Origin of the sequence: Aureimonas sp. AU40, assembly GCF_001463785.1 — a bacterium.
In the GTDB taxonomy this organism is placed as follows: domain Bacteria; phylum Pseudomonadota; class Alphaproteobacteria; order Rhizobiales; family Rhizobiaceae; genus Aureimonas.
On sequence record NZ_BBWL01000041.1, the window covers coordinates 35899 to 62119 of the forward strand.

The following is a 26221-nucleotide window of genomic DNA, read 5'->3' on the forward strand; positions in this document are numbered from 1 at the left end:
GGACGAAAATGGCGAAATGATCGGACTCATCTGTTACAATATCGGCATCAGGTGATACATTCGGGGTCTGGTGCGGCCGGGGAGGCTGCCTGTCCTTCGCGAGATCGCCCATGGCCAGCCTGCTTGGCATCGACAATGGTTTGACCGTCACCAAGGCGGTCGTCTTCGACATCGATGGAACGCAGCTGTCCGTCGCGCGGCGGCGGGTGCCGCAGTCCATGCCCCGGCCGCGTTGGGTGGAGCGCGATCCCGCCGGACTCTGGACGGCGACCGCCGAGGCCATTCGCGAGGCGATCGCCTTGTCGGGCCGGCCGGCGGAGGATATTCGCGCCGTCGCCGCGACGGCCCATGGCGACGGGGTCTATCTCCTCGATCGCGACCGGCGCCCGCTGCGGCCCGGCATCCTGTCGCTCGACAGCCGGGCGCTGGATCTGGTCGCTGCCTGGCGCCAGGGGCCGCTTTTCGAGAAGGCGCTCGCGCTGACCGGGCAGACGCCGCATGTTTCGGCTCCCTCCGCGCTGCTCGCTTGGCTGAAGGCGGAAGAGCCGGAAACCTTCGCGGCGATCGGCCATGTCCTCGCCTGCAAGGACTGGCTGCGCTTCTGCCTCACCGGCGAGGTCGGCACCGATCGGACCGAGGCGAGTACGTCCTTCACCGATGTTCGCACGCAGATCTATTCGGCCGAGGCGCTCGAGTTGTTCGGGCTTTCGGAGCTCGGTTCGGCTTTGCCGCCGATGCTCGGCTCGGGCGAGATCGCCGGAGCGGTGACGCGCGAGGCCGCCGAGGCCACGGGTCTTGTCGCGGGCACGCCCGTCGCGGCCGGCTTGCATGACGTGACGGCCTCGGCGCTCGGCATCGCGGCGCATCGGCCGGGCTGCGTGGGCATCGTCGCCGGCACCTATTCCATCAACGAAGTGGTGAGCGAGGCGCCGCGCACCGATCCGCGCTGGTTCTGCCGCAACGCCATCGAGCCCGGCCGCTGGAACAGCATGTCGATCTCGCCGGCCTCCACCGCCAATTACGACTGGTTCCTCGACCGGCTCTGCGAGCGCGACCAGAAAGCCGCGATCGAGGCCGGCCAGTCGATTCACGCGGTTCTGGCGGGCGAGATGGAGGCAGCCTTCGCGCGGCCCTCCACCTTGTTCTTCCATCCCTATCTCTTCGGCTCGCCGCATGGCGACGCAGCCAGCGCGAGCTTTCTCGGCCTTCATGGCTGGCACGACCGAAGCGACATGCTGCGGGCGGTGCTCGAAGGGATAGCCTTCAACCACCGCACCCATGTCGACGCGCTGCGCGACGGCTTTCCCTTCGAGAGCGCGATGCTGACGGGCGGGGGCTCGCGCAACCCCGCCTTCGCCCAGCTCTTCGCCGATGTCCTCGCCATGCCGGTCAGCGTGCCGGGCACGGAGGAGGCGGCGGCCTTCGGCGCGGCGCTCTGCGCCGGGGCGGCCGTCGGCCTCTACGCCTCGCCGCTCGCCGACCCGCGCGATCTCTCAGTGGTGACGCGCACCTTCGAGCCCGATGCCCGACGCGCGGCCGAGATGAACGAGCGCTTCGGCCTCTTCACCCGGCTGGCCGAGGCGATGAAGCCTTACTGGCTCGAACTGGAGGCGATCGGCGCGGCTTCTCCGGGGCGGCCCTGATGGGCAAGGGCGACGCGCGGCGGGAGGAGATCGCGAGCTTCGTCATCGCGCGCGGCCAGGTCCGGATCGACGATCTCGTCGCCGAGTTCGGCGTCTCCCGCATGACCGTCCACCGCCATATCGACCAACTGGCCGCGCAGGGCGTTCTGCGCAAGCTGCACGGTGCCGTGTCCGCCCAGCCGAGCGGCATCTACGAGAGCCTGTTCCGCTACCGCGAGACCGTCGCGCCGGAAGAGAAGCAGGCGCTTGCCCGGGCGGCGCTCGAACTGATCGAGCCGGGGCAGGTGGTGATGATGGACGATTCCACCACCGCCAGCGCCCTCGCGCCACTTTTGGAAACGCGCGCGCCGCTGACCGTCGTCACCAACAGTCTCGGCGTCGCCCAGCGTGTGCGGCATGGCGAGGGGATCGACCTGATCTGCCTCGGCGGTCACTACCACCCGACCTACGACGCCTTTATCGGCCATGTCTGCGAGAGCGCGGTGGCGCGGCTGCGGGCCGATGTGCTGGTCTGCTCGGCCTCGGCCGTGTCGGGTCGCAGCGCCTTCATCCAGGACGGGCAGATGGTGCGCGCCAAGCAGGCGATGATGGCTGCCAGCGCCCGGCGCCTCCTGCTTCTGGATTCCACCAAGTTCGGCAAGACCGCCCTGCATCTCTTCGCCGATCTCGCCGATTTCGACACCGTCCTCGCCAGCTCCGCCATCGCGCCGCAGACCGCCCGCGCGCTGGAGGATTCCGGCATTCCGCTTCGTCTCGTGGAGACCGACCCCGCATGAACGTAAACGCGACGCCCCGATCCGCCTCGCTCTTCGACCCGCAACGTCTCGCCGCGCTCGACGGGGCGGAGGTGCACGTTCTCATCCTTGGAGCGGGCGTCAACGGCGCCGGTCTGTTCCGCGACCTTTGCGAGCAGGGGCTGACCTGCGTCCTTCTCGACAAGGGCGACTTCGGGTCGGGGACCAGCGCCGCGCCTTCGCGCCTCATCCATGGCGGGCTGAAATATCTGGAAACGGGCGAGTTCGGCCTCGTCGCGCAATCGACCCTGGAGCGCAACCTGCTCCTGCGCAACGCGCCCCACTGCGTCGAGCCTTTGCCGACGATTATCCCCGCCTTTTCCTGGACCAAGGGGATCGGCGCAGCGCTGCGCACGCTGCTGGGCTCCACCACCGCGCCGCGCAGCCGGGGCGCGGTTCTCGTCAAGATCGGGCTGGCGCTCTACGATTTCTACGGCGCGCGCCACCGCGTCATGCCGCGCCACACGCTTTCCGGCCGAGCCAAGTCGCTGCGCGACATGCCGATGCTGACGCCCGCCATCAAGGCGACCGGCCTCTACTACGACGCCAAGATTGCCCGACCCGAGCGCCTCGTGCTCGAACTGGTCGAGGATGGCCTTCGCGTCTCGCCCCGCTCGGCGGCGGCCAATGGCGCGGAGCTGATCGGCGCGGAAGACTCGGGCGTCGCCTTCCGCGCGCCGGACGGGCGGCGGCTGTCCGTCCGGCCTCTCATCACCGTCAATGCGGCCGGTCCCTGGATCGACCATGTGAATGCAGCGCTCGGCGCGCCGTCGAAGCTGATCGGCGGCACCAAAGGCTCGCATATCCTGCTCGACCATCCCGAACTCCTGCGCCAGCTCGCGGGGAGGATGATCTATTTCGAGGCGGACGATGGGCGCATCTGCCTCGTGTTCGACTATCTCGGCCGGGCGCTGGTCGGCTCGACCGACATCAAGGCCGCCAACCCGGACGAGGTCCGCTGCGAGGCGGAGGAGATCGACTACTTCCTCGACAGCCTGCGCAGTCTGTTGCCGGGCCTGTCCTTCGATCGCGGCCAGATCGTCTACACCTATAGCGGCATCCGGCCGCTGCCGGCCTCCGACGCGTCCAATCCGGGCCTTATCAGCCGCGATCATTCCGCGCCGGTGATCGAGCCGGCCGAGGGGCGCGGCTTTCCCATCATCTCGCTGGTCGGTGGCAAGTGGACGACTTTCCGGGGCTTCGCTGAGGAAGTCGCCGACACGATCCTCGGCCGGCTTGACCGCAGCCGCCGCGTCTCCACGCAGCATCTGCCGATCGGCGGTGGACGCGACTTTCCGGCCGACGCAAAGGCGCGCGACGCCTTCATCGCCCGCGCGGCCGGGGAAACCGGGCTCGCGCCCGCGCGCATCGACCAACTCCTGTCGCGCTATGGAACCACGGCGCTCGCCATTGCCGCGCATCGCGGCCGGTGGAGCGATTCCGATCGTCTGCTGGGGGCGGATAGCTACAGCCTGTCCGAGCTCGACTATCTCCTGCGCCATGAGGGCGTGCTGCATCTCACCGATCTCGTCCTGCGTCGCACGACGCTGGCCGTTCGGGGCGAGGTGACGGGCGACCTGCTCGCGCGTTTGGCGGATGTCGCCGCCGAGGTCTTGGGCTGGAGCGAGGAGCGAAAGATCGCGGAATGCGAACAGACGAGGCAGGTCCTCACCACGCTCCATGGCGTGACGTTCTGACGGAGCATGGACGGGAGGGCGCGTGCCGCCCTCCCGACCGTGATGCTTTCGATTTCCGGTGTCTATCGCTTAGCCCGGCAAAGCGTCTTCGTTTTGCCGGGAGATGCTCTACGTGGCCGGCGCCGGGTCCGGCGAGCCGGTATAGAGCGAGGTGCTCGGCGCCTGCGTCAGCACGCGGTAGCGCTCGAACTGCGCCAGCACGTCGGAGATCAGATCGTCGCGGCTGAAATCGGCGACGTCGTATCCCCGTGTGCCATCGGAGAAAGCCGTGCGCGCGGCCCAGACCTGCTCGCGCCGTGCTTCCGGCCGAGAGGCGTCGGCGGCCGAGAAGACCATGGCGGGCCGGGCCGCCGGATTGACGCCATAGACGAAGTTGCGCGTCGCCTCGGATCGCACGGTCAGCGTCGCGCCGCCGTCCTCGTCCCGCTCGGTAGCGGCGTCGAGACCCCGCTTGTTCAACTCGCGGCAGACCTCCTCCAATGCCGGCGCGGCGGTGCGCTCGATGAAGGCGAGGATGTCGCGCTTGGTCGGCTGGTAGAGAATGGCGCCGAGCCGCGCCTGCCATCCCGCCGAGCGGGCGCGGATGGCGGGACGGGCCTCGCGATGGGCGGTCAGCCGCGCCATGTCCGCCCGCATGCCGCGCACGAGCCCGAAGGCCAGAAGCAGAAGGATGAAGGCGAAGGGCAGGGCTGTGATCAGCGTCATGGTCTGCAAAGCGCCAAGGCCGCCCGCGAGCAGCAGGGCCGCAGCCACTAGCCCTTCCAGAGCGCACCAGTAGATGCGCTGCCAGACCGGCGTGTTGGAATTGCCGCCGGCTGCGATCGTATCGATCACCATGGAGCCGGAATCGGCCGAGGTGACGAAGAAGACCGCAACGAGGGCGCAGCTGAGCGTCGAGGTGACGAGCGTCCAGGGCAGATATTCGAAGAACTGGAACAGCGAAACCGAGATATCTTCCCCCACGGCGCGCGCGATCGCCCCGGCGGCCGGTCCCATGTCCAATGAGATCGCCGTGTTTCCGAACACGGTCATCCAGAAGAAGGTGAAGGCGGAGGGCACGAACAGGACGCCCACCACGAATTCGCGCACCGTGCGGCCGCGCGAGATGCGCGCGATGAACATGCCGACGAAGGGCGACCAGGAAATCCACCAGGCCCAGTAGAACAGGGTCCAGTCGCTGATCCAGTTCTTCGGCTCGTAGGCATAGAGCTTGAACGTGCGCTCCACGAAGCCGGAAAGATAAGTGCCCGTGTTCTGGACGAAGGCGCGGAACAGGAACTCCGTCGGCCCGACCACGAGCACGAAGAGCATGAGCACGATGGCGAGGAGGAGATTGCCCTCCGAAAGACGCCGAATGCCCTTGTCGAGGCCTGAGATGACCGAGGCGGTCGCCATCGCCATGACGAGCGCGATCAGCCCGACCTGAATCCAGGGCGTCTGCGGCACGCCCAGGAGATAGTTCAGCCCTGCGTTGATCTGCAGAACGCCGAGGCCGAGCGAGGTCGCGATGCCGAACATGGTGCCGCAGATGGCGAAGATGTCCACGGCATGGCCGATCGGCCCATAGATGCGCTCGCGGATCAGCGGGTAGAAGCCGGCCCGGATCGTGAGGGGCAGGTTGTAGCGAAACGAGAAATAGGCGAGCGACAGGCCCACCACGGCATAGATCGCCCAGGCGTGGATGCCCCAGTGAAAATAGACGATCGACATGGCCTGCCGAGCGGCGGCGAAACTGCCCGGCGCCTCTTCCGGTGGCACGGAATAATGCAGGATCGGCTCCGCCACGGCATAGAACATGAGGCCGATGCCCATGCCGGCGGCAAACAGCATGGCGAGCCAGGACACATAGGGATAGTCCGGCTCGGAATCGTCTGGCCCGAGCTTCAGCGTGCCGTAGCGGCTCACCGCCAGGAAGAGGACCGTGACGACCAGAATGCCGACGGCCAGGAGATAGAACCAGCCGAAGGTTTCCAGAACGAAACCCTGCACGGCCGAGAAGATGCGGGCGGAATCGTCGGGATAGACGACGCCCACGAGGGCAAGCAGGACGATGATGGCGCTGGCCGTGAAGAAGACAGGCCTGTTGAGGGTCGATGTGGGCAAGGGCAGGGCATTCCATGGACGAGAAAAGCGATTCCGCGCCCGGAAGATCGGCGCGACAGCCATCAGATCTAGGCCGCGATCCGGTCATGGGAACACTTTTTCGCCACGAAGGGTGATCGGGCGGCCCTTCCCGGCACGAGAAAACCCGCCCGCGACGGTGCGCGAGCGGGCTTCCTCATAAGACAGGCGAATGGTCGTTGGCTCGCCCTTGCGGGCGGTCGGATCGCCGGCGATCAGCCCCGGCGACCCTGCGTCAGGTCGCGCTCGATGTCGAAGCCGGCGCCGAGGCGCATCTTGTAGACCTGATAGTTCTCCATCACGCGCTGCACGTAGTTGCGCGTTTCGGTGAAGGGGATCAGCTCGATCCAGTCCACGACCTTGTCGATGTTCTGGCCGCGCGGATCGCCGAACCGGTCGATCCATTCGCGCGCCCGGCGCGGACCGGCATTGTACGCCGCGAAGGTCAGGATGTAGGACCCGTCGAAATTCGAGATCTGCTGGCCGAGATACTGGCTGCCCAGAAGCGCGTTGTAGGACGTGTCGTTGAGGAGCCGCGTCTCGGAATAGGGAAGGCCGGCGTTCTTGGCGAGACCCTTGGCCGTGGCCGGCATGACCTGCAGCAGGCCGAGCGCGCCGACCGGGGACTTGGCGCGCGGGTTGAAGGCGCTTTCCTGGCGCGCGATGGCGTAGGCGAGCGCCTTGCCGCTGGCCGAGATGTTGGCGCTTTCGGGAATGACGCCGACCGGGAAGGCCAGCGCCGGGGCGTTGACGCCGCGCCCATAGGCGGTCTTGCCGACGGTGAGCGCCAGCGCATGGTCGCCGCGACGCTCCGCCATGGAGGATAGGATGGCAAGTTCGCCGGGGCTGGTCAGATCGTCCGCCAGCGCCTTGTACAAAGCGTCGGCCCGGCTTTCCGAGCCGATCTGCTCCAGCCGCTTGATGGCGCGCACCGCCTCGCGGCTTTCGAACGTGCGGCGCTCGTTGTCGGACGGGCGGGGATAGGCGATCGGGCCGGGATTGCGGCCGAGCTTGGCGGCGGCCAACTGGCCGTAGAAGGTCGCGGCGTGGCGTGCGGCCTGCTCGTAATAGGTTCGCGCGCTGCCGGGGCCGCCGGCCTCCGCCGCGCGGCCCAGCCAATAGAAGGCGCGGGACTGCGACAGGGGGCGCGAGGAGATCTGCTGGATGCGGCCGAAATGCTTGGCCGCCGTCGCGGGATCGTTAAGATAGCGCAGCGCGTACCAGCCGGAATGGAACTCGGCCTCGACCGCCTCGGTCTGGCCTTCGGCGGAATGGTTGGCGACGATGCGGTAGGCGGCCTTGCGGTCGCCCTTCTCCAGAAGCATGCGCGAGATGATGCGCCGCTCGTTCCACCACGCATCGGGGTCGACCAGGCTGGCGCGGTCGCGCGGGGCGCGCTCGATCAGTGCTGCGGCCTCCGCGATGCGATCCTTCTTGCGAAGGTTCTCGGCGGCGGTGAAGAGATAGCTGGGGTCTGACCGCAGGTTCGCCGGCACCTTGGCCAGCAGGGCGTCGGCGCTGGATTCGCCACGAATAGAGGCGGCGCGGGCGCGGAACAGCGATTCGGCGTTGGCAAGCGAGGCGACGCGTTGCGCGTCCGAAACGCGGTCGCCGTAGAGCAGCATGTCCATGCGGGCCTTGTGGTCCGCCCTGGTCAGCAGCGCGCCGAAGTTCGAGAGCATCTGCGTCTCGATCGCCTTGTCGAACTTGCCCGTGCGCCAGGACTGGACGACGAGCGCCTTGGCCTTGCCGGCCTGACCGAGCTCGATATAGGCGCGGGCGAGCGCCATGGCGCCTTCCGGTGTCTGCGGCGCGTCCTGCGCGAAGGCGGCCACGACATCGGGCGCGCGCATCCGCTCGCGGTTCAGCGCGCGCTCCAGATTGGCGCGGATGGTCTTCATGCCGGGCCAGCCGCGCAGCTCCATGGCGGTGTGGGCGATCTCGGCGGCGGGCACGTCGGTCGTGCCTCGCAGCGCGATGGCCCAGGACAGGATGTGCCGGTCGAGCGAGCCGGGAGTCATGCCTTCGCGGATCGCCAACGCGCGGGGGATGTCGCGCCAAGTCGCGTCGAGCCCGTCCTTCAGGTCGCCTCGCATGGGCGCGACGCTAGATACGCGAGAGCCCATGGCGGCGATCGAGGAGGTGAAGGCGGTGGCGTCGGCTGGCGCGGCAGCGCGCGGCGCCGGGGCGGCGGGCTGGCGCAGCAACGGGTTGCCGGAGGGCGGCGGCGCGCCGAAGCGCTCCGGCGTCGGCTCGGGAGCGGGCCGCTCGCGCCCCAGGCCCAGCGTCGGCATCTTGAAGTTCGGCATCGGGATGCGGTCGAGCAGCGATTCCGCATTCGCCGAACCGGCCATCAGCGCCGCCATGACGACGGGCAGAAGAAGAGCCTTGGCGCGGATCGCGTTTCTCATGGGTCGTCCCGTTGCATTGCCATCACAGAGGCGCCCCGAAAGGCGCCGGTTCGTCAGACTTTCCATCAACGCGATGAAGAACTCGTAAACCATGCCCGTTGCCATCGCTCGCCTCCGGGCGAGGGAGTCGCGCGGCGTGTGTCGCCGCTTCGTTGTCGCTTGTCTCCGTTCGGCGGCTTTATTATGGTGCCGCGTCCGTAAGCGGGCCGAGTGCGCTTCAGTGTCGCCCGGTGGCCGCGCGGATGGTCGAAAGCTGCCGGCTCTTGCGCTTCGCGCGGCGGACCTTCTCCTCATTCGGTCGCCGGGAGTGACGACATGACCTTCAAGGGCTCGATGACGGCTCTCTTGACCCCCTTTGCCGCCGACGGCAGCGTCGACGAAGGCGCGTTTCGCGACTTCGTGGAATGGCAGATCGCGGAGGGGACCCACGGCCTCGTTCCCGTCGGCACCACGGGCGAAAGCCCGACGCTGACCCATGCCGAACACAAGCGCGTGGTGGAACTCTGCATCGAGACCGCCGCCGGCCGCGTGCCGGTGATCGCGGGCGCGGGCTCCAACAACACGGTCGAGGCGATCGACCTCGCCCGCTCAGCCGAGGAGGCCGGCGCGGACGGCATTCTGGTGGTGACGCCCTACTACAACAAGCCGACCCAGCGCGGCCTCTACGAACACTATGCCGCGATCGCCCGCGCCGTGACCAAGCCCATCGTCATCTACAACATTCCGCCCCGCTCGGTGATCGACATGACGCCGGAAACGATGGGCCGTCTGGCGCACGACTTCCCCAATATCGTCGGCGTCAAGGACGCCACCGCCAAGCTCGACCGCGTGTCGGAGCAGCGCATCACCTGCGGTCCGGACTTCATCCAGCTGTCGGGCGAGGACGCGACCGCGCTCGGCCATATCGCGCATGGCGGCCATGGCTGCATCTCGGTGACGGCCAATGTCGCGCCGCGCCTGTGCGCCGAGTTCCAGGACGCCTGCCTCAGCGGCGACTTCGCCAAGGCGCTGGAATACCAGGACCGGCTCATGCCGCTGCACAAGGCGATCTTCATCGAGCCGGGTCTGTGCGGCACGAAATACGCCCTGTCGCGCCTCGGCAAGGGCCGCAACGTCGTGCGCCTGCCGCTGGTGCCGATCGAGGCCTCGACCGAGGCGGCGATCGACGCGGCGCTGCGCCATGCCGGCCTCCTGAATTGACGAACGCGGGCGCTGCCCTCACTTAAGGCGTCACAGCATCAGCAGCGGACGGGGCAGATAAGTTGCCCCGTCCCGCAACCGGACGGACCCATGGCCAAGAAGCCGGCTCGAAACAATGTCGCCGCCGAGAACCGCAAGGCGCGCTTCCACTACGAAATCATCGACACGCTGGAAGCCGGCTTGGTGCTTACGGGCACCGAGGTCAAATCTCTGCGCGAGGGCCGGGCGACTATCGCCGAATCCTACGCCACGGAGGAGGGCGGGGAGATCTGGCTCATCAATTCCAACGTGCCGGAATATCTCCAGGCTAACCGCTTCAACCACGAGCCGAAGCGGCGCCGGAAGATCCTCGTCCACGCTGCCCAGCGCAACCGGCTCGCCGGCGCGGTGCAACGCGACGGCATGACGCTCGTGCCATTGAAGATCTACTTCAACGAGCAGGGACGGGCGAAGCTGGAACTCGCCGTCGCGCGCGGCAAGAACGCGCCCGACAAGCGCGAGACGATGAAGGAGCGCGACTGGAACCGCCAGAAGCAGCGCGTCCTCAAGGAAGGCGGGCGCGACTGAGCGTCTGAGCGCCGACCAGGGCGCATTCCTCCTTGCGCGCCGGGGCGTTCGGCTCCAGCATGCCGCCTTGGCATTCGGGAGGTTGCGACATGACGGACTTCACCATTCTGCCGGAAGGGCTCGAAGCACCGCTGGATGATGGCGGCGCAGCCCATCTGACCGGGCGGCGGCTGCCGTCCCTGGCCTTGTCCTCCACTGCGGGCGGGCAGGTCGATCTTGCCCGGCTCAAGGGCTTGGCCGTTCTTTATCTCTACCCCATGACCGGGCGCCCGGGCCTGCCCCTGCCGGGCGGCTGGGATGAGATTCCCGGCGCGCGCGGCTGCACGCCGCAGGCTTGCGGCTTTCGCGATCACTTCGCCGAGATGCACAGGCTCGGCGTTGCGCATGTGTTTGGGGTTTCGACGCAGACCACCGCCTATCAGCGCGAAGCGGCCGAGCGGCTGCATCTGCCGTTCCCGCTTCTCTCCGACGCCGCGGTGGAACTAGCCGAAATGCTGGACGTGCCGGTGTTCGACGTGGACGGCGACACGCTGTTCAAACGGCTGACGCTGATCGCCCGCGATGGCGAGATCGTGAAGGTCTTCTACCCCGTCTTCCCGCCGGACCGGAACGCCGAGGACGTGGCGGAGTGGCTGGCCGAGCATCGCGAGGCGCTGAGCCAGCCCCGCATGTGAGGAGCTAGGGGCGGTCCTTCAGATGCTCGGCCACCTTTGCGAAGACGTCATGGAACATCGCCTCCGTCAGCCGGCCCGTGTTCGTGTTGTAGCGCGAGCAATGATAGCTCGACGCGACCAGGAACCCGCCGACCTCATGCGTGCCGCCATGGCTGAACGGAGCGTCTTTCAGCTTGGCCCCGAGCGCGCGAAGCGTCGAGTCATGGGCGATGCGCCCGAGCGTCACGATGGCGCGAAGCGACGAAAGGCTTTCGATGGTCGGCGAGAGGAAGCGCCGGCAGTCGTTGATTTCCTGGCCCGTCGGCTTGTTCTCGGGCGGCACACAGCGCACCGCGTTGGTGATCGCAGCGCCCACCAGACGCAAGCTGTCGTCCGGCCGCGCCTCGAACTCCCCAGCCGCAAAGCCGAAGCGCTTCAGCGTGCTGTAGAGAAGATCGCCTGCATAATCCCCCGTGAAGGGGCGGCCGGTCCGGTTCGCCCCCCGCACGCCGGGTGCCAGACCCACGACGAGAAGCCGCACGCTTCCCGCGCCTTCCCTAGGCAGGAAGGAGCGCACCGGCGCATTGTGCCAGCCGGGCTCGCGCTCGCGCCACTCGTTGCGAAAGGCGGCAAGGCGCGGGCAGATCGGGCAGTCCGCCGGAGGGGCGACGGCGTCGGGCTCGGTGGGCTGCGTGGCGGGGCTGGGATGCGCGCTCAATCCTGCGCATCCGCCGGCAGTGCGTCCTCGGTGCCGGCCTCGATGCGGCGAGCGAGCCGTGCCTCGCGCTCGGCCGGGTTGCGTCCGATTTCGCCCTGAAGCGAGCGAAGGTCGATGAAATGGTCGGCCTGCCGGCGCAGGTCGTCAGCGATCATGGGTGTCTGCGAGGCGAGGGTGGAGACCACCGAAACCTTGCGCCCCTTGCGCTGCAGGGCCTCGACCAGCGAACGGAAGTCGCCGTCGCCCGAGAACAGGACGAAATGGTCCACCGTCTCCACCAGTTCCATGGCGTCGACCGCGAGTTCGATGTCCATATTGCCCTTGATCCGGCGACGGCCCATCGCGTCCGTGAATTCCTTCGCCGGCTTGGTGACGACGGTGTAGCCGTTATAGTCGAGCCAGTCGATCAGAGGGCGGATCGAGGAATATTCCTGATCCTCGATCATCGCGGTGTAATAATAGGCCCGCAGCAGGTAGCCGCGCTTCTGGAAAGCGGTCAGGAGCTTCTTGTAGTCGATGTCGAAGCCGAGCGCGCGCGAGGTGGCATAGAGATTGGCGCCATCGATGAAGAGGGCGATCTTTTCACGGGGATCGAACATCGTTCGCTTTCCAGTCAGGCGATCAGGCCGGGCAAAGCCGCAGGGTCCTCGGCGCGCCGAACCGCGCGCCGGGTCAATCGGTCAGGGACACACAATAGGGTGATGCCGGCGGCCTGCCAACAGGACGCCCGGCCGGGATGACGGCATAAAGCGCCGCTTGCCCCTTGAGATTCATTTGTCAAGAGACTACACGGACGGTTCAGCTCATTGCCCCCGTTCCCAAGGAGACAGGCCATGGCCCGCGTCACCGTAGAAGATTGCGTCGATAAGGTCGAGAATCGTTTCGAGCTCGTCCTGCTCGCCAGCCACCGCGCGCGCCAGATCGCCCAGGGTCAGCCGATCACGGTGGACCGCGACAACGACAAGAACCCCGTCGTCGCGCTGCGCGAGATCGCGGACGAAACCCTGTCGCCGGACGATCTGAAGGAAGACCTGATCCACTCGCTGCAGAAGCATGTCGAGGTGGACGAGCCCGAGCCGGCCGCGCCGACCGCCGGCGCGCTGGTGGAGTCCCAGGCCGACGGCGTCATCACCGCCGGCGAGGACGAGGACGACAACATCGCCTTCGACCGCATGTCGGAGGACGAGCTTCTGGCCGGCATCGAGGGGCTCATCCCGCCGGAAAAGAACGAAGATTTCTAATCTTCGGGCGGTTTGACCCTTTCTCCGATTCCGCATTGCAACCTATATTGGGGGACGCCGGCTCGATGGCCGGCGTCCCTTTTTCGTTCGATGATGGAGACGGCGTCCGGTCATGATGCGGCAGTATGAGCTTGTCGAGCGCGTGGCGGCTTACAAGCCAAACCTCGACGAGGCTCTGCTGAACAGAGCCTATGTCTACGCGATGCAGAAGCATGGCGCGCAGATGCGCGTGAACGGCGATCCGTATTTCTCGCATCCGCTCGAAGTCGCCGCCATCCTCACCAAGCTCCATCTCGATGAGGCGACGATCGCGGTCGCGCTACTGCACGACACGATCGAGGACACGGACGCCACCCGCAAGGAGATCGACCAGCTCTTCGGCGCCAAGATTGGCCAGCTGGTGGAAGGGCTGACCAAGCTCAAGCGCCTGGATCTCGTGTCCAAGAAGGCCGCCCAGGCCGAGAATCTGCGCAAGCTCCTGCTCGCCATCGCCGACGACATCCGCGTTCTCCTGGTCAAGCTCGCCGACCGCCTGCACAACATGCGCACGCTTCATCACATGAAGCCGGAAAAGCGCGCGCGCATCGCGCAGGAGACCATGGACATCTATGCCCCGCTCGCCGGGCGCATGGGCATGCAGGACATGCGCGAGGAGCTGGAGACGCTCTCCTTCCGCCACCTGAACCCGGAAGCCTTCGAGACGATCTCGACGCGCCTCGCCGAGCTGATGGAGCGCCACGCGCTGACGATCAACGAGATCGAGCGCACGCTGACCGAGAAGCTGAAGGAGAACGGCATCGAGGCGCAGGTCTCCGGCCGTCAGAAAAAGCCCTATTCGGTCTTCTCCAAGATGCAGCGCAAGGCGCTGTCGCTGGAGCAACTGTCCGACATTTTCGGCTTCCGCGTCCTCGTCGATACCGAGGAGGACTGCTACCGCACGCTCGGCATTGTCCACCGCACCTGGCCGCTCGTGCCCGGCCGGTTCAAGGACTACATCTCGATCCCGAAGCAGAACGACTACCGCTCGATCCACACCACGATCGTCGGGCCGTCGCGCCAGCGCGTCGAGCTGCAGATCCGCACCCGGGCGATGCACCATATCGCCGAATACGGCATCGCCGCACACGAGCTTTACAAGGACGGAGAGCACGCGCTGTCCACCGAGTCCTCCGCCTATGCCTGGCTGCGCCGCACCGTGGAGATGCTGGCTGAGGGCGACCAGCCCGAGGAGTTCCTCGAGAACACCAAGCTCGAACTGTTTCAGGATCAGGTCTTCTGCTTCACGCCCAAGGGTCGGCTCATCGCCCTGCCGCGCGGCGCAACGCCGATCGACTTCGCCTATGCCGTCCACACCGATGTCGGCGACACCTGCGTCGGCTGCAAGATCGACGGGCGCATCATGCCGGTGGTGACCGAGCTCGCCAATGGCGACGAGGTGGAGATCATCCGCTCCAAGGCCGCGACACCGCCGCCGGCCTGGGAAAGTGTCGCGGTGACGGGCAAGGCCAAGGCCGCGATCCGGCGCGCGACGCGCCTTGCGATCCGCAAGCAATATTGCGGCCTCGGCCAGCAGATCCTGGAGCGCACCTTCCAGCGCGCCGGCAAGACCTTCACCCGCGACGGGCTGAAGCCCTACCTGTCCAAGGTCGGACATCGCGACGTGGAAGATGCGCTGGCGGCGGTCGGACGGGGGGAACTCGCCTCCAACGACGTGTTCCGCGCCGTGCATCCCGACTTCCAGGACACGCGCGTCACCCGGCCTGCCGCCCGGCCGGACGGCGATGGCTGGTTCCCGCTCAAATCGGGTGGAGCGGGCATGGTGTTCCGCCTGCCGGGCCATCTCGACGGCGGGCCGAACGGCTTTTCGCAAGGCGACGTTCCCGTGCGTTTCAATTCGGACGGCGCCGTGCCGGGCGATCGCATCGTCGGCATTCTGGAGCCGGGGCAGGGGATCACGATCTACCCCATCCAGTCCTCGGCGCTCACCGCGTACGACGACGTGCCGGACCGGTGGATCGACGTGCGCTGGGATCTCGACGCCGAGATGACGCAGCGCTTCCCCGCGCGCGTCAAGCTTTCCGCGCTCAACGAACCGGGCGCGCTGGCCGAGATCGCCGAGACGATCGCTCTCAACGACGCCAATATCCACGCCCTGAGCATGGCGGCCACCGCGCCGGACGTGTCCAGCATGGTGATGGATCTCGAGGTCTGGGACCTCCAGCATTTGACGCGCACGCTCAATCAGTTGCGCGGAAAGCCTTGCGTGACAGACGTGGTTCGTGTGAACGGCTAAGCCCGGCAGGGAATCGACACGAAAGCTGGGCCGGACCATCATGGACACGAACGACGTCATCGACATCTTCCGCAAGGCGGGCGCCTTTCTGGAAGGACACTTCATTCTGACGTCCGGCCTGCGAAGCCCGATCTTTCTTCAGAAGGCGCGGGTCTTTATGCATCCGCACTATACCGAGACCCTGTGCAAGGCACTGGCCGAGAAGCTGCGGGCCGGCGTCGAGGGGCCGATCGACTTCATCGTCGGCCCGGCCGTCGGCGGTCTCATTCCCGCCTACGAGACGTCCCGCCATCTCGGCGCGCCCTCGATCTATGTCGAGCGCGAGAACGGCACGTTCCGCCTACGCCGCTTCGAAATCCCGGCCGGCGCGCGCGTGGTGATCGTGGAGGACATCGTCACCACGGGCCTGTCGATCCGCGAGACGATCACCTGCCTGCGGGACCTCGGGGCCGAGGTGCTGGCCGCCGGCTGCGTGGTGGACCGTTCGGCGGGCAAGGCTGATGTCGGTATCCCACTGATCTCGCTCGCACAATATGAAGTCCCGGCCTATCATCCGGACAATCTGCCGCCTGAGCTTGCCGCAATTGCGCCGATCAAGCCGGGTAGTCGCTCCCTCTGACGTTCCTTCTCGGAAGCTAGGTTCCCAATGCTGTTCCGGCGGCGCCAGCCTGAAACACGACTGCAGCGCCTGCGTGGGGCGCTTTGGCCGCGCCGGTCCTGGCGGCGGTCCTTGCGCTACATGCAGAAGCGTGTCCTGCGCCTTCGCGCTACGCCCCATGCCATCGCGGCAGGCGTGGCGGCGGGCGTGTTTGCCACCTTCACGCCCTTTCTCGGCTTCCACTTCATCCTGGCCTTCGCCATCGCCTATTGCATCGCCGGCAACATGGCGGCTGCGGCGCTGGGATGCCTGGCCGGCAATCCTTTGACCTTCCCACTCGTCTGGGCCTCGACCTACGAGGTCGGACGAGCCATCCTGCGCGCCGAGGTGCCGGACGGCTCGGCCCCCCCGGGGCTGGAGAGGGCGCTGACGCATCTCGACATCGCCTCGATCTGGGAGCCCTATCTCAAGCCCATGCTGGTCGGCTCGATTCCGCTGGGTCTGGGGTTCGCCGGCCTCACCTACGCGCTGGTGCGCTTCGGCGCGGCCTCTTTCCAAGCGAGCCGGGCGCGGCGCGCGCATGAGCGCACCGCCGCCCGCATTCGGCCTCTTGCGGCGCGCACACCGTCGGACGTGCGCTCATGATCGTCGGCATCGGCAGCGACCTCATCGATATTCGCCGCGTCGAGAAGACCCTGGAGCGGCATGGCGAGCGCTTCGTCGCCCGCGTGTTCACGCCGGTGGAGCGCGCCAAGTCCGACCGGCGCGCCCAGCGCGCGGCCTCCTACGCCAAGCGATTCGCCGCCAAGGAGGCCTGTGCCAAGGCGCTGGGAACCGGGCTGGCGCAGGGCGTCTTCTGGCGCGACATGGGCGTCGTCAATCTGCCGGGCGGCAAGCCCACCATGGCGCTGACCAACGGCGCGGCGGAGCGTCTGGCGGCGCTCATGCCCAGCGGCCACCGCCCCGTCATCCACGTCACCATCACCGACGATTTTCCGCTGGCCCAGGCCTTCGTCATCATCGAAGCCTTGCCGGAAGAGCTGGCTTAACAATTTTCTAACGATTGCCTGAGAGCCGCCGACGCTTTACAGAGCCGTTCCAGACGTGGCTCCGTGGCGGGTCTTGCGCCGAATCCCCTCATGTCCCTCGCTCATTCGGCGGCCCTCAGCCGTCTGCGCGGCGAAGGCAGGCCGGGGCGGCAAACAGGAAGGGTTTAGCATGGTCGATCGGACCGCAGGCAAGAAGAAGGAAGGCTGGGGCGAGACGGTCAAGGTCGTCGTCCAGGCGCTTCTTCTGGCGCTCGTCATCCGCACCGTCCTGTTCCAGCCGTTCTCGATCCCATCCGGCTCGATGATGCCGACGCTTCTGATCGGCGACTATCTCTTCGTGTCGAAATGGAGCTACGGCTTCTCCAAATATTCGCTGCCCTTCTCGCCGGATCTATTCCAGGGGCGCATCCTCGCCTCCGACCCCGAGCGCGGCGACATCGTCGTGTTCCGCAAGCCGAGCGAGCCGCAGACCGACTACATCAAGCGGCTGATCGGCCTGCCGGGCGACCGGGTGCAGATGCAGGGCGGCGTTCTCTACATCAACGGGCAGGCCGTGCCCAAGGAGCCGGCGGGTTTCTTCGTAACGGGCGGCGGCACGCAGATCCCGCAGTTCCGGGAAACCCTGCCGAACGGCGTGAGCTACGTCACGCTCGACGCCGATCCCGATTCGATCGGCGACAATACGCGCGAATTCGTCGTGCCGCCTGAGCACTATTTCATGATGGGCGACAATCGCGACAACTCGCTCGATAGCCGCTTCGACGTCGGCTACGTCCCTTTCGAGAACTTCGTCGGTAAGGCGCAGGTGATCTTCTTCTCCATGGAGAACGATGCCTCCCCGCTGGAAGTGTGGCGTTGGCCGACGAGTCTGCGTCCAAGCCGGCTCCTGACATGGCTCGGGTGAGGGGATCTGCGCCCGCGCTCGACCGGCTGGAAGAGCGCCTCGGCCTGAGCTTCAAGGATCGCGCGCGGCTGGAGCGCGCGATCACGCATTCGAGCCTCGCCAAGACCGGGTCGCAGGCCAGCTACGAGCGGCTGGAGTTCTTGGGGGACCGCGTTCTCGGCCTGACGGTCGCGGAAAAGCTGTTCGAGCTGTTTCCCCAGTCCGACGAAGGCGATCTGTCGCTGCGGCTGAACGCGCTGGTAAGCGCTGAGACCTGCGCGGCCGTCGCCGACGATCTCGGCCTGCCCGAGTTCATTCGCCACGGCGCCGACTTGAAGCGCGCGGCGGCGGGCCGCAACCGCAACATCCGCGCCGATGTGGTCGAGGCGCTGATCGCCGCGATCTATCTCGACCATGGGTTGGAGGTCGCGCGCCGCTTCATCCTGACCCATTGGCGCGAGCGCTTCCACAGCGTCAGCGAGGCGCGGCGCGATCCAAAGACCGAGCTGCAGGAATGGTCGCATAAGCAGGCCGGCGTGCCGCCGACCTACGACCTGATCGAGCGCAGCGGGCCGGACCACGAGCCGGTCTTCACCGTTCGGGCTTCGGTCCCCAATCGCGAGCCAGCCGAAGGGCGAGGCCGCTCCAAGCGCATCGCCGAGCAGAACGCCGCCGAGACCATCCTGCTCCGCGAGGGTGTCTGGCAGGCGTCCGATCGTTCGGGCGAAGACTGAAATTCCGGCCGGGCCGCGCATGATGCGCCGTCCGTGCTAAGATGATCCGAGGTCGCCTCCCGCGCGGCCCATTCAAGGAGAGCCGATTGACCGACGACCTGCCGAACGACCAGCCTGCCACCGAGGGAGGCGAGACCGCGCTCGCCCCGACGCGCTCCGGCTTCGTGGCGCTGCTCGGCGCGCCCAATGCCGGCAAGTCCACCCTGGTCAACCAGCTCGTCGGCACGAAGGTCTCGATCGTCACGCACAAGGTGCAGACGACCCGTGCCCTGGTGCGCGGCATCGCGATCAAGGATCGGACGCAGATCGTCTTCGTCGACACGCCCGGCGTCTTCAACCCCAAGCGCCGGCTCGACCGCGCCATGGTGCGCACCGCCTGGGGCGGCGCCAAGGATGCCGATCTTGTTCTGCCGATCATCGATGCGCAGCGCGGCGTGAGCGAGGAGGTCGAGACCATCCTCCAGCGCCTCAAGGACGTGAAGCAGCCCAAGATCCTCCTGCTCAACAAGGTCGATCAGATCCGCCGCGAGAAGCTTCTCGGCATGACGCAGGAAATCTCCGCGAAGGGCGATTTCGAGCGCGTCTTCATGATCTCGGCGCTGAACGGCTCGGGCTGCGACGATCTCATGGCGTATCTCGCCAGCCGCCTGCCGCAAGGTCCTTGGTACTACCCGGAAGACCAGATTTCCGATCTGCCTTTGCGCCAGCTCGCCGCTGAGATCACGCGCGAGAAGCTGTTCCTGCGCCTGCACCAGGAAATCCCCTATGCCTCGACCGTCGAGACCGAGCTTTGGGAAAGCCGGCCGGACGGCTCGGTGCGCATCGAGCAGACGATCTATGTCGAGCGCGATTCGCAGAAGGCCATCGTGCTTGGCCACAAGGGCGAGACGGTGAAGGCCATCGGTCAGGCCGCGCGCAAGGAGATAGCCGAGGCCGCCGAACAGAAGGTGCATCTCTTCCTGTTCGTGAAGGTGCGCGAGAACTGGGGCGACGATCCCGAGCGCTATCGCGAGATGGGCCTCGACTACTCGTCCTGAGCGGCGCTTGGCAGCGTTGCAAGCGCGTCCCGCCGATCTTATTTCTGAGTAACAAACAGACCGCGAGGGGCGTCCTCGCGGTCCTTTTCGTTTCGGAAGACCCTGCATGGAATGGCGCGAGGAGGGCATCGTGCTCGGCGTGCGCCGCCACGGCGAGACCAGCGCCGTCGCGGAGGTGATGACGCGCGAGCGCGGGCGTCATCTCGGCCTCGTGCGCGGTGGGCGCTCGCGCAAGCTCCAGCCGGTTCTCCAGCCCGGCAACCAGATCGAGGCCACCTGGCGCGCGCGGCTGGACGAGCATCTCGGTTTCATGACGATCGAGCCGGTTCTCCTGCGCGCCGCGCGGCTGATGGAAAGCGCGGTCGGGCTCCACGGCATCCAGCTTCTGGCCGCCCATATCCGCCTCCTGCCCGAGCGCGATCCGCACCCGCGCCTCTATGACGCGATCCAGACCATCGTCGCCCATCTCGAAAATCCGCTTCTGGCAGGCGCCCTGATTTTGCGCTTCGAGGTCATGCTGCTGGAAGATCTCGGCTTCGGCCTCGATTTGGAGACCTGCGCGGCGTCGGGCCGGCGCGACGAGTTGGTCTATGTCTCTCCCAAATCCGGCCGAGCGGTCAGCCGAGAGGCGGGCGAGCCCTGGAAGGATCGGCTTCTCCCCTTGCCGGCCTTTCTCGCGGGTGAGGCCGAGGCGCCGGACCGGACGGGTCTGGCGCAAGGGTTTCGGATGACGCGCTTCTTCCTGGCGCGCCATGTCTGGGAGCCGCGCGCGCTGGAGGAGCCGACGTCGCGCACGGGCGCGCTGGGCGCGATCGAGCGCGGCTCAGAGCTCCAGCGGTAGCACGAAGGGCGTGCCGCTGAAGGCGTTCTCGCCCCGGCCGATGGAGCGGATCGCCTCGATCATCCGTCCGTCGCGTCCCAGCTTGCGATCGGCGATGGCGACCAGAAGCGCGTTGGGCGTGGCCGAGGGCGCGCGGCGGCGAAGCTCCTGCGCCAGTTTCATTTCGTCCAGCGCCGGGTTGATTGCGCAGGCCAGGATATAGGCCGCCGCCGTGGAGCGGCTGATGCCGGCCCAGCAGTGGATCGCCAGTGGCTGGTGCCGGTCCCAGCGCATGCCGAACTCCAGAAGCTCTTCGAGATGGTTCTCGCCGGGATGCGTCATGCCTTCGGAGGGCGCCGAAATGTCGTTCATGCCGAGGAACAGGTGCCGCTCAGGGGAGACCCCACTCGGCCGCTCTACCGGCGTGTCGGCGTTGATCAGCGTGACGACATCGAGCGCGCCATGCTGAGCGACGGTGCCTGGCAGATCGGCGAGGGAGGAAACGACGAGATAGGTCATGAGCGGGCCTTTTCGGAAAGCGAAGCCTGGGCGCGCAGCGCGCCGTCGAGCGTGCGGAATCGATGCAGGAAGGCCTCGCCCACCTCGGCGGCGGGCAGGGGGCGAAACAGCGCCTCGTCCGGCGCGCGCGCGCCGGGTCGGCCGAACAGGGCGTTGGCCTCCGCCGCCGTGAACCCGGCCAGGAGCTTCGCCTCGAAATGGGCCGAGACGCGGTCCGCCGCCTTGACGAGACGGGCGATCGGGGCGGGCAGCGCGGCGGGCAGACCGAACCGATGGTGGATCGCGGTCTGCAGTCTCTGCTCGACGCTGCGATAGTCGCCGCCGAGCACGGCTTTGAACGGCGAGATCATGTCGCCGATCACATATTCCGGCCCGTCATGCAGAAGCGCCGCCAGCCGCCAGCGCGGGTCGGGCTCCTCGGCGGCGACGATCTCCTCCACGATCAGCGAATGCTGCGCCACGGAGAAAGCGTGGTCGCCCAATGTTTGCCCGTTCCAGCGGGCGACGCGGGCGAGCCCATGGGCGATGTCGACGATCTCGATGTCGAGCGGCGAGGGGTCGAGAAGATCGAGCCGCCGGCCTGACAGCATGCGCTGCCAAACGCGCGGCACCTTGGCCGCGCGCGGCGCGGCGCCGTTGGAAAGGCCCGCCGAGCTCATGCGTCCCCGTCAGCCCGCGTGCCCGCTGCCTCGGGCAGGGTGTAGCCGGCCCAGGAGGGCACCTCCGCCTCGACCGGCACGCCGTCGGCCGAGATGGTCTGATCGGCCCGAAGCGCGTCGGCCAGCTTGTCGATGCGCATCATGGCGATGCCGAGCCCGCCGCGCGCCGAGAGAACCGTGCCGATCGGCTTGCCCGCCGCCTCGACCACGGCGCCCGGCGTCAGATGGCTCTCGGTGCGCAAAACCATGATGCGACGGCGCGCGGTGCCGCGATGCTGCATTCGGGAGACGACCTCCTGGCCGACATAGCAGCCCTTGCGGAAGGAGACGCCCTCGTTCTGGTCGAGGAGCACGTCGTGCGGGAAGACGTCGGATGCGGGAAAGTCCCGCTCCGCTTCGGCGATGCCGGCGGAAAGGCGCAACTGCTCGAACCCCTCCCGGTCCTCGCCCGCACCCTCTGCCGCCGGCCCGTAGAGACGATAGACGCCCGCGGGAAAGCGCCGGTCGACAAGCGCGCCGTCGGGCACCGGTTCGTCCCAGCTTGTTGCCACTGCCTCGTCGCTCGGTGCGATGGTGAGCTTGGCGCGCAGCTTGTAGAGCGTCAGGCGCTTGGCGAGATCGCCGCGCGCCGAGGTCGCGACATCGAGGCGCAACGCTTCGCCATCCAGGCTCACGAGGAAGTCGAACAGGATCTTGCCCTGCGGCGTCAGCAGCGCCGCCGGCCGCGCTTCGCCGGCAGCGAGCTTGTCGAGATCGGCGGTCACAAGATTTTGCAGGAAGGGGCGGCTCTCCGGCCCGGAGACGAGAAGCACGGCGCGGTCGATCAGTCGGGCGGAGGGCATGAACGGGCATCCCATATCGGCGCGCCCGGCAAATGAGGTTTCGATGCGCCGGGGCATTCGCTAGAAGCTTCATTCGTATCTGACGGAACGGCGCCAAGAAGCAAGGACGGGATGATGAGCAAAGGGTTCGAGCGGGTTCTGAGAGGCGGCACCGTCGTCAACGCGGATGGGATCGGCCTGCGCGACATTGGCATTCGAGACGGCCGGATCGCCGCGATCGGCACGATCCCGGCCGGCAGCGGGGGCGAGGAGATCGACTGCACCGGGCTCCACATCCTGCCCGGCGTCATCGACAGCCAGGTTCATTTCCGTGAGCCCGGCCCGACGCACAAGGAAGACCTCGAATCAGGCTCTCGCGCGGCGGTGCTTGGCGGCGTCACCTGCGTCTTCGAAATGCCCAACACCGATCCGCTCACCACAAGCGAGGCGGCGCTGGCCGACAAGGTGAAGCGCGGGCATCATCGCATGCATTGCGACTTCGCCTTCTGGGTCGGCGGCACGCGCGAGAATGCGCCCGACGTCGCCGAACTGGAGCGCCTGCCGGGCGCGGCCGGCATCAAGGTCTTCATGGGCTCGTCCACCGGCTCGCTCCTGGTGGAGGATGACGAGGGCGTGCGTGAGATCCTGAAGCGCGCGCGCCGCCGCGCCGCCTTCCATTCGGAGGACGAGTTTCGCCTGCGCGAGCGCATGGGCCTGCGGGTCGAGAACGACCCGGCCTCGCACCCCGTCTGGCGCGACGAGGTGGCCGCGCTCCAGTGCACGGAGCGGCTGGTGCGGATCGCGGAGGAGACCGGCGCTCGCATCCATGTGCTTCATATTTCGACCGCCGAGGAAATCCTGTTTCTCGCCGACCACAAGACCAACGCGACCTGTGAGGCCACGCCCCACCATCTGACGCTGTCCGCCGAGGACTATGCCCGGCTCGGCACAAAGCTTCAGATGAACCCGCCGGTGCGCGAGGCCCGGCATCGCGACGGCGTCTGGTTCGGCATCGAGCAGGGGATCGTCGACGTGCTCGGCTCCGACCACGCGCCGCACACGCTGGAGGAAAAGGCCAAGCGCTATCCCGCCTCGCCCTCGGGCATGACCGGCGTGCAGACGCTGGTGCCTGTCATGCTCGACCATGTCGCCAAGGGGCGCCTGTCGCTGGAGCGCTTCGTGGACCTTACCTCCTCCGGCCCGCAGCGCATCTTCGGCCTGTCGGGCAAGGGGCGGATCGCGGTGGGCTGGGACGCCGACTTCACAGTGGTGGACCTCAAGCGGCGCGAGACGATCCGCGACGCGTGGATCGGCTCCAAGTCGCAATGGACGCCGCATGACGGGCGTGAGGTCACGGGCTGGCCGGTCGGCACGATCGTGCGCGGACGGCGCGTGATGTGGGACGGGGCGTTGGTGGAGACCTCGCTCGGCGAGGCGGCGCGCTTCGTGGAGACACTGGCGCCGCGCGCCTGAGGCCGATTTCCCAAACGAAAAGCCGGCGACGCTCAGTCGCCGGCGATGAAGAACTCGAAGCGTCCTTCGGGGGATAGGCCGACGCGGTAGAAGTCGTAGGAACCGTTGCCGACCATGCGCTCGTAGTCGCCCGCCGTGACCAGTTCGAACAGCTCGACCAATTGCGGCTTGGTCAGCTTCTCCAGATTCACCTGGGTGAAGTAGGGCCACATGTAGAGTTCGTTCTCGCCGCCGGGGTCGAGATGGACATAGCCGGCCTGGAGCGTTTCCAGGAGGATCGCCAGAAGCTCGACGCCCTTGCCGTCTCCGGACGCGTTCTTGAGAATCTCGATCGGGTCCTGCCCGTCGTCGCTGGTGGAGACCGCCGTGCCCTCGGGGCCGGTTTCCAGGAGCGGCTTCAATTTTTCGATCTCGCCGGTCTTGGCGACCTCGATCAGCTTGCGGCGAAGATCCCTCACCGGGGCGGGCAGCTTCTCGTCGCCGTAGAAGATCTCGGCCGGCGGCACGTCCGCCGCACGCGGCTGGCTGATGCCGGAATCGGGATCGCCCCCGGCGGGAGGCGTCGCTGGTGCTGCCGGCTGGGGTGCGGGGAGCGCCGGTGGGGCTTGCGTGGCCGGCTCGACCACCGGCGCGGCATTGGCGGCCGGCGGGGCGGACGCTGCGGGCGCAGTGGCTCCTGGCACGCCTGCGGGCGGCGCTGCGGCTGGAGCGCTCTCGCCGGCGGGCGGGCTCGGCTGTGCGGCGTCCGGCACCGGCGGCAAGGGCACCGATACGATGCCACCCTGCCGGTTGGCGCTCGCGCCGTCCTGGTCGGTGATCTGCGAGAAGGCGCTCGCGGGGGAGGAGACGCCGACCGCCATGGCCAGCGCCCCCGTCAGCCGGAGCGCGCGGAACGAACGGGGTGGCATGGGAAACCTCGGAAAGCTGGAAAGGCCTTATTGCAGGGTGTGGTCGGCCCTGAACTCGCCGAACTCCACACGCTTGCGCAGCGCGTCGATCATGTCGAGCACCTCGGTCTCGCCATAGCGGCGCACGAGCTCGGTGACGGCGGTGGCGATCGCGGTCTCGGCCAGGATCTCGGTCTCGATCCCGTCGGAGATGCCGTCGGCCCAGGCCTCGTTGTGATACTCGATGGCGACCTGTTTCTTTTCGGCGATGATCATCTCGTCGAGTTCGGAACCGTGCAGATCGATCATGCCGATGACTCCATCTTTTTGGTCTTGTCCTCACGCATCATGCGCGGGTCGAAACGAGGCAGGCCACCCCGTTTCTTAATCCAATCTTAATTTCCGTACCTTGCGCTGATCTCTCGCGAAAGGTTGGCGCCTTCCTGGCGGTATCTTTCCATGGCCACCGTCGCAGCCGGGGTACACATCCGATAGGTCGAGGCGAAGGCCCGGTAACCTTGGTTGAAGCTCGCCACGAGAATGCGCCGATCCGCTTCGTTGGGCGCCTGGGCCGCGAGAATCGCGTCCATCTTGGCGCGCCAGACATCGGCGTCCGCATCCCCGCACAGGCCGCGCAGAAAGTGCATGGAGCCGAGAATCGTCGCGAGCCGGCCGAGCGGTTTCATATAGGCCGCGTTGGTCGGCTTCACGGTCTCCTCGGCCGCAGGCTTGCTCTCCTCCGACTTGCCCTTCTTGTCCTGCGCTTGCGCCTGCCCGCTCGCCAAAGGGGCGAGGGCGAGGCTCAAAACGCACAAAATTTGAGGCAAATTACGCCGAAGGATCATACGTCCGAGGTTTGCCGGCCGATTAAGGAGATTGCAAGACAAGCTTGTGGCCGTGGCCCAGATCCCGCCAATATGGTTATCGCGCCAGGGCTGCGCCCCGATGCGGGCACCAGGCCGCTCGCACCACGCCGGCCAGCCCCTCGGTCGTCTCGCCGCGCGCGTCGAGCGCCTCCAGTTCGGGCAGGGAGACAAAGCGCACATCCGCCGCGTCGTCGCCCGCCAGCGCCACGCTGTCCGCGCCGATCGGGGCGAGGGCGCGGAACACCGCGATCACGGCATGGGCGCTGTTGGCGACGTCGATCGCCTCGTGCAGCGTCACGAAGGCGATGTCGGTAACGGCGAGGCCGGTCTCCTCCAAGGCTTCCCGGCGCACGGTGTCCTCCAGCCGCTCGCCGAACTCCACCCGCCCGCCGGGCAGGCTCCAAAGGCCCGCGAAGGGGGCATGGCCACGCAGGATGAGAAGAACCTCTTCGCCGCGAAAGACGCAGATCGAGGCACCGAGAAGGGGGCGGGGTGTTGTCATAGCGACAGGGGTAGCCGGTTCGGCCGGGGGCTGCC

The 26221-nt window shown here is 67.3% G+C and carries 27 protein-coding genes; 16 read left to right on the plus strand and 11 right to left on the minus strand.

Annotated elements, in window-relative coordinates; translation table 11 throughout:
• Nucleotides 1-110 precede the first annotated feature (110 nt).
• Genes AUL32_RS13745 through AUL32_RS13755 form a run of 3 tightly spaced genes read left to right on the plus strand, consistent with a single transcriptional unit; the run spans nucleotide 111 to nucleotide 4134 of the window.
• Nucleotides 111-1643 carry an FGGY-family carbohydrate kinase gene (locus AUL32_RS13745; RefSeq protein WP_062115922.1) on the plus strand — a complete coding sequence of 511 codons (1533 nt, stop codon included), beginning with the start codon at nucleotides 111-113 and terminating at the stop codon, nucleotides 1641-1643.
• On the plus strand, nucleotides 1643-2419 hold the full coding sequence (locus tag AUL32_RS13750; protein ID WP_062115925.1) for a DeoR/GlpR family DNA-binding transcription regulator: 777 nt from the start codon (nucleotides 1643-1645) through the stop codon (nucleotides 2417-2419). Before AUL32_RS13745 ends, AUL32_RS13750 begins: the two co-directional genes overlap by 1 nt.
• Nucleotides 2416-4134: a glycerol-3-phosphate dehydrogenase/oxidase gene (locus AUL32_RS13755; RefSeq protein ID WP_062115928.1), complete on the plus strand. Its 1719-nt coding sequence runs from the start codon at nucleotides 2416-2418 to the stop codon at nucleotides 4132-4134. Before AUL32_RS13750 ends, AUL32_RS13755 begins: the two co-directional genes overlap by 4 nt.
• A gap of 108 nt (nucleotides 4135-4242) precedes the next feature.
• Here the strand turns inward: AUL32_RS13755 and AUL32_RS13760 are convergent, their stop codons facing one another.
• Together AUL32_RS13760 and AUL32_RS13765 are read right to left on the minus strand one after the other, a co-directional pair.
• Nucleotides 4243-6237 (minus strand): BCCT family transporter, encoded by a 1995-nt coding sequence (locus AUL32_RS13760; RefSeq protein WP_244497871.1) that lies wholly within the window; start codon nucleotides 6235-6237, stop codon nucleotides 4243-4245.
• Nucleotides 6238-6470: 233 nt separating this feature from the next.
• Entirely contained in the window at nucleotides 6471-8666 is a 2196-nt protein-coding gene (locus AUL32_RS13765; protein ID WP_062116828.1) for a lytic transglycosylase domain-containing protein, read from the minus strand.
• Nucleotides 8667-8981: 315 nt separating this feature from the next.
• Here AUL32_RS13765 and dapA point away from each other — a divergent pair, with 315 nt between their 5' ends.
• The 3 genes from dapA (at nucleotide 8982) to AUL32_RS13780 (ending at nucleotide 11107) form a co-directional block, all read left to right on the plus strand.
• Complete coding sequence (gene dapA, locus AUL32_RS13770) at nucleotides 8982-9866, plus strand: 4-hydroxy-tetrahydrodipicolinate synthase (RefSeq protein WP_062115929.1); 885 nt, start codon at nucleotides 8982-8984, stop codon at nucleotides 9864-9866.
• A 90-nt stretch (nucleotides 9867-9956) separates the two neighbouring features.
• Complete coding sequence (gene smpB / locus AUL32_RS13775) at nucleotides 9957-10433, plus strand: SsrA-binding protein SmpB (RefSeq protein ID WP_061976454.1); 477 nt, start codon at nucleotides 9957-9959, stop codon at nucleotides 10431-10433.
• Nucleotides 10434-10522: 89 nt separating this feature from the next.
• Nucleotides 10523-11107, plus strand: coding sequence for a peroxiredoxin (locus AUL32_RS13780; protein WP_062115932.1), 585 nt, complete (start codon nucleotides 10523-10525; stop codon nucleotides 11105-11107).
• A gap of 4 nt (nucleotides 11108-11111) precedes the next feature.
• Here the strand turns inward: AUL32_RS13780 and AUL32_RS13785 are convergent, their stop codons facing one another.
• Together AUL32_RS13785 and AUL32_RS13790 are read right to left on the minus strand one after the other, a co-directional pair.
• On the minus strand, nucleotides 11112-11804 hold the full coding sequence (locus AUL32_RS13785) for a uracil-DNA glycosylase (RefSeq protein WP_062115935.1): 693 nt from the start codon (nucleotides 11802-11804) through the stop codon (nucleotides 11112-11114).
• On the minus strand, nucleotides 11801-12403 hold the full coding sequence (locus tag AUL32_RS13790) for a LabA-like NYN domain-containing protein (protein ID WP_061976451.1): 603 nt from the start codon (nucleotides 12401-12403) through the stop codon (nucleotides 11801-11803). The genes AUL32_RS13785 and AUL32_RS13790 overlap by 4 nt, the downstream gene beginning before the upstream one ends.
• Before the next feature lie 234 nt (nucleotides 12404-12637).
• Here AUL32_RS13790 and rpoZ point away from each other — a divergent pair, with 234 nt between their 5' ends.
• The 9 genes from rpoZ (at nucleotide 12638) to recO (ending at nucleotide 20480) form a co-directional block, all read left to right on the plus strand.
• The gene (gene rpoZ / locus AUL32_RS13795) at nucleotides 12638-13045 is read left to right on the plus strand and encodes a DNA-directed RNA polymerase subunit omega (protein WP_061976450.1); all 408 of its coding nucleotides are present in this window, start codon (nucleotides 12638-12640) and stop codon (nucleotides 13043-13045) included.
• A gap of 112 nt (nucleotides 13046-13157) precedes the next feature.
• The gene (locus AUL32_RS13800; protein WP_062115937.1) at nucleotides 13158-15338 is read left to right on the plus strand and encodes a RelA/SpoT family protein; all 2181 of its coding nucleotides are present in this window, start codon (nucleotides 13158-13160) and stop codon (nucleotides 15336-15338) included.
• 40 nt (nucleotides 15339-15378) lie between these two features.
• Nucleotides 15379-15957, plus strand: coding sequence for an orotate phosphoribosyltransferase (pyrE, locus tag AUL32_RS13805; protein WP_062115940.1), 579 nt, complete (start codon nucleotides 15379-15381; stop codon nucleotides 15955-15957).
• A gap of 27 nt (nucleotides 15958-15984) precedes the next feature.
• Complete coding sequence (locus AUL32_RS13810; protein WP_062115943.1) at nucleotides 15985-16581, plus strand: DUF2062 domain-containing protein; 597 nt, start codon at nucleotides 15985-15987, stop codon at nucleotides 16579-16581.
• Complete coding sequence (gene acpS / locus AUL32_RS13815; RefSeq protein ID WP_062115946.1) at nucleotides 16578-16985, plus strand: holo-ACP synthase; 408 nt, start codon at nucleotides 16578-16580, stop codon at nucleotides 16983-16985. Before AUL32_RS13810 ends, acpS begins: the two co-directional genes overlap by 4 nt.
• A 169-nt stretch (nucleotides 16986-17154) precedes the next feature.
• Complete coding sequence (gene lepB, locus AUL32_RS13820) at nucleotides 17155-17889, plus strand: signal peptidase I (RefSeq protein ID WP_061976445.1); 735 nt, start codon at nucleotides 17155-17157, stop codon at nucleotides 17887-17889.
• Nucleotides 17877-18602, plus strand: coding sequence for a ribonuclease III (gene rnc / locus AUL32_RS13825; RefSeq protein WP_062115949.1), 726 nt, complete (start codon nucleotides 17877-17879; stop codon nucleotides 18600-18602). Before lepB ends, rnc begins: the two co-directional genes overlap by 13 nt.
• An 86-nt stretch (nucleotides 18603-18688) precedes the next feature.
• Nucleotides 18689-19639 (plus strand): GTPase Era, encoded by a 951-nt coding sequence (gene era / locus AUL32_RS13830; RefSeq protein WP_082659668.1) that lies wholly within the window; start codon nucleotides 18689-18691, stop codon nucleotides 19637-19639.
• 106 nt (nucleotides 19640-19745) lie between these two features.
• Entirely contained in the window at nucleotides 19746-20480 is a 735-nt protein-coding gene (recO, locus tag AUL32_RS13835; RefSeq protein WP_062115951.1) for a DNA repair protein RecO, read from the plus strand.
• On the opposite strand, the gene AUL32_RS13840 is transcribed toward recO, so the two are convergent.
• The 3 genes from AUL32_RS13840 to ygfZ are packed head-to-tail and all read right to left on the minus strand — an operon-like array spanning nucleotide 20463 to nucleotide 22479.
• Complete coding sequence (locus AUL32_RS13840; protein ID WP_062115954.1) at nucleotides 20463-20978, minus strand: tyrosine phosphatase family protein; 516 nt, start codon at nucleotides 20976-20978, stop codon at nucleotides 20463-20465. The genes recO and AUL32_RS13840 overlap by 18 nt on opposite strands.
• A complete protein-coding gene (locus tag AUL32_RS13845; protein ID WP_062115957.1) occupies nucleotides 20975-21637 on the minus strand; it encodes an HD domain-containing protein in 663 nt (220 codons plus the stop codon). Before AUL32_RS13845 ends, AUL32_RS13840 begins: the two co-directional genes overlap by 4 nt.
• A complete protein-coding gene (ygfZ, locus tag AUL32_RS13850) occupies nucleotides 21634-22479 on the minus strand; it encodes a CAF17-like 4Fe-4S cluster assembly/insertion protein YgfZ (protein WP_062115960.1) in 846 nt (281 codons plus the stop codon). Before ygfZ ends, AUL32_RS13845 begins: the two co-directional genes overlap by 4 nt.
• Before the next feature lie 111 nt (nucleotides 22480-22590).
• Here ygfZ and AUL32_RS13855 point away from each other — a divergent pair, with 111 nt between their 5' ends.
• Complete coding sequence (locus AUL32_RS13855) at nucleotides 22591-23931, plus strand: dihydroorotase (protein ID WP_374700958.1); 1341 nt, start codon at nucleotides 22591-22593, stop codon at nucleotides 23929-23931.
• A 32-nt stretch (nucleotides 23932-23963) separates the two neighbouring features.
• On the opposite strand, the gene AUL32_RS13860 is transcribed toward AUL32_RS13855, so the two are convergent.
• The 4 genes from AUL32_RS13860 to AUL32_RS13875 form a co-directional block, all read right to left on the minus strand.
• Nucleotides 23964-24839 (minus strand): hypothetical protein, encoded by an 876-nt coding sequence (locus AUL32_RS13860; protein WP_062115963.1) that lies wholly within the window; start codon nucleotides 24837-24839, stop codon nucleotides 23964-23966.
• 27 nt (nucleotides 24840-24866) lie between these two features.
• Nucleotides 24867-25127 (minus strand): hypothetical protein, encoded by a 261-nt coding sequence (locus AUL32_RS13865; RefSeq protein WP_061976439.1) that lies wholly within the window; start codon nucleotides 25125-25127, stop codon nucleotides 24867-24869.
• Nucleotides 25128-25213: 86 nt separating this feature from the next.
• A complete protein-coding gene (locus tag AUL32_RS25640) occupies nucleotides 25214-25624 on the minus strand; it encodes a TIGR02301 family protein (RefSeq protein ID WP_187301266.1) in 411 nt (136 codons plus the stop codon).
• Nucleotides 25625-25739: 115 nt separating this feature from the next.
• On the minus strand, nucleotides 25740-26186 hold the full coding sequence (locus AUL32_RS13875) for an NUDIX hydrolase (protein WP_062115967.1): 447 nt from the start codon (nucleotides 26184-26186) through the stop codon (nucleotides 25740-25742).
• Nucleotides 26187-26221: the final 35 nt, after the last annotated feature.

Coding starts and splice junctions, on each gene's coding strand:
- AUL32_RS13765 (WP_062116828.1), bottom strand. CDS start 8,666: ATGAGAAACGCGATCCGCGCCAAGGCTCTTCTTCTGCCCGTCGTCATG.
- smpB (WP_061976454.1), top strand. CDS start 9,957: ATGGCCAAGAAGCCGGCTCGAAACAATGTCGCCGCCGAGAACCGCAAG.
- dapA (WP_062115929.1), top strand. CDS start 8,982: ATGACCTTCAAGGGCTCGATGACGGCTCTCTTGACCCCCTTTGCCGCC.
- AUL32_RS13840 (WP_062115954.1), bottom strand. CDS start 20,978: ATGACCTATCTCGTCGTTTCCTCCCTCGCCGATCTGCCAGGCACCGTC.
- lepB (WP_061976445.1), top strand. CDS start 17,155: ATGGTCGATCGGACCGCAGGCAAGAAGAAGGAAGGCTGGGGCGAGACG.
- AUL32_RS13860 (WP_062115963.1), bottom strand. CDS start 24,839: ATGCCACCCCGTTCGTTCCGCGCGCTCCGGCTGACGGGGGCGCTGGCC.
- AUL32_RS13865 (WP_061976439.1), bottom strand. CDS start 25,127: ATGATCGATCTGCACGGTTCCGAACTCGACGAGATGATCATCGCCGAA.
- AUL32_RS13750 (WP_062115925.1), top strand. CDS start 1,643: ATGGGCAAGGGCGACGCGCGGCGGGAGGAGATCGCGAGCTTCGTCATC.
- AUL32_RS13845 (WP_062115957.1), bottom strand. CDS start 21,637: ATGAGCTCGGCGGGCCTTTCCAACGGCGCCGCGCCGCGCGCGGCCAAG.
- AUL32_RS13810 (WP_062115943.1), top strand. CDS start 15,985: ATGCTGTTCCGGCGGCGCCAGCCTGAAACACGACTGCAGCGCCTGCGT.
- AUL32_RS13755 (WP_062115928.1), top strand. CDS start 2,416: ATGAACGTAAACGCGACGCCCCGATCCGCCTCGCTCTTCGACCCGCAA.
- AUL32_RS13855 (WP_374700958.1), top strand. CDS start 22,591: ATGATGAGCAAAGGGTTCGAGCGGGTTCTGAGAGGCGGCACCGTCGTC.
- AUL32_RS13790 (WP_061976451.1), bottom strand. CDS start 12,403: ATGTTCGATCCCCGTGAAAAGATCGCCCTCTTCATCGATGGCGCCAAT.
- AUL32_RS13780 (WP_062115932.1), top strand. CDS start 10,523: ATGACGGACTTCACCATTCTGCCGGAAGGGCTCGAAGCACCGCTGGAT.
- ygfZ (WP_062115960.1), bottom strand. CDS start 22,479: ATGCCCTCCGCCCGACTGATCGACCGCGCCGTGCTTCTCGTCTCCGGG.
- pyrE (WP_062115940.1), top strand. CDS start 15,379: ATGGACACGAACGACGTCATCGACATCTTCCGCAAGGCGGGCGCCTTT.
- rpoZ (WP_061976450.1), top strand. CDS start 12,638: ATGGCCCGCGTCACCGTAGAAGATTGCGTCGATAAGGTCGAGAATCGT.
- recO (WP_062115951.1), top strand. CDS start 19,746: ATGGAATGGCGCGAGGAGGGCATCGTGCTCGGCGTGCGCCGCCACGGC.
- AUL32_RS13745 (WP_062115922.1), top strand. CDS start 111: ATGGCCAGCCTGCTTGGCATCGACAATGGTTTGACCGTCACCAAGGCG.
- rnc (WP_062115949.1), top strand. CDS start 17,877: ATGGCTCGGGTGAGGGGATCTGCGCCCGCGCTCGACCGGCTGGAAGAG.
- acpS (WP_062115946.1), top strand. CDS start 16,578: ATGATCGTCGGCATCGGCAGCGACCTCATCGATATTCGCCGCGTCGAG.
- AUL32_RS13875 (WP_062115967.1), bottom strand. CDS start 26,186: ATGACAACACCCCGCCCCCTTCTCGGTGCCTCGATCTGCGTCTTTCGC.
- AUL32_RS13800 (WP_062115937.1), top strand. CDS start 13,158: ATGATGCGGCAGTATGAGCTTGTCGAGCGCGTGGCGGCTTACAAGCCA.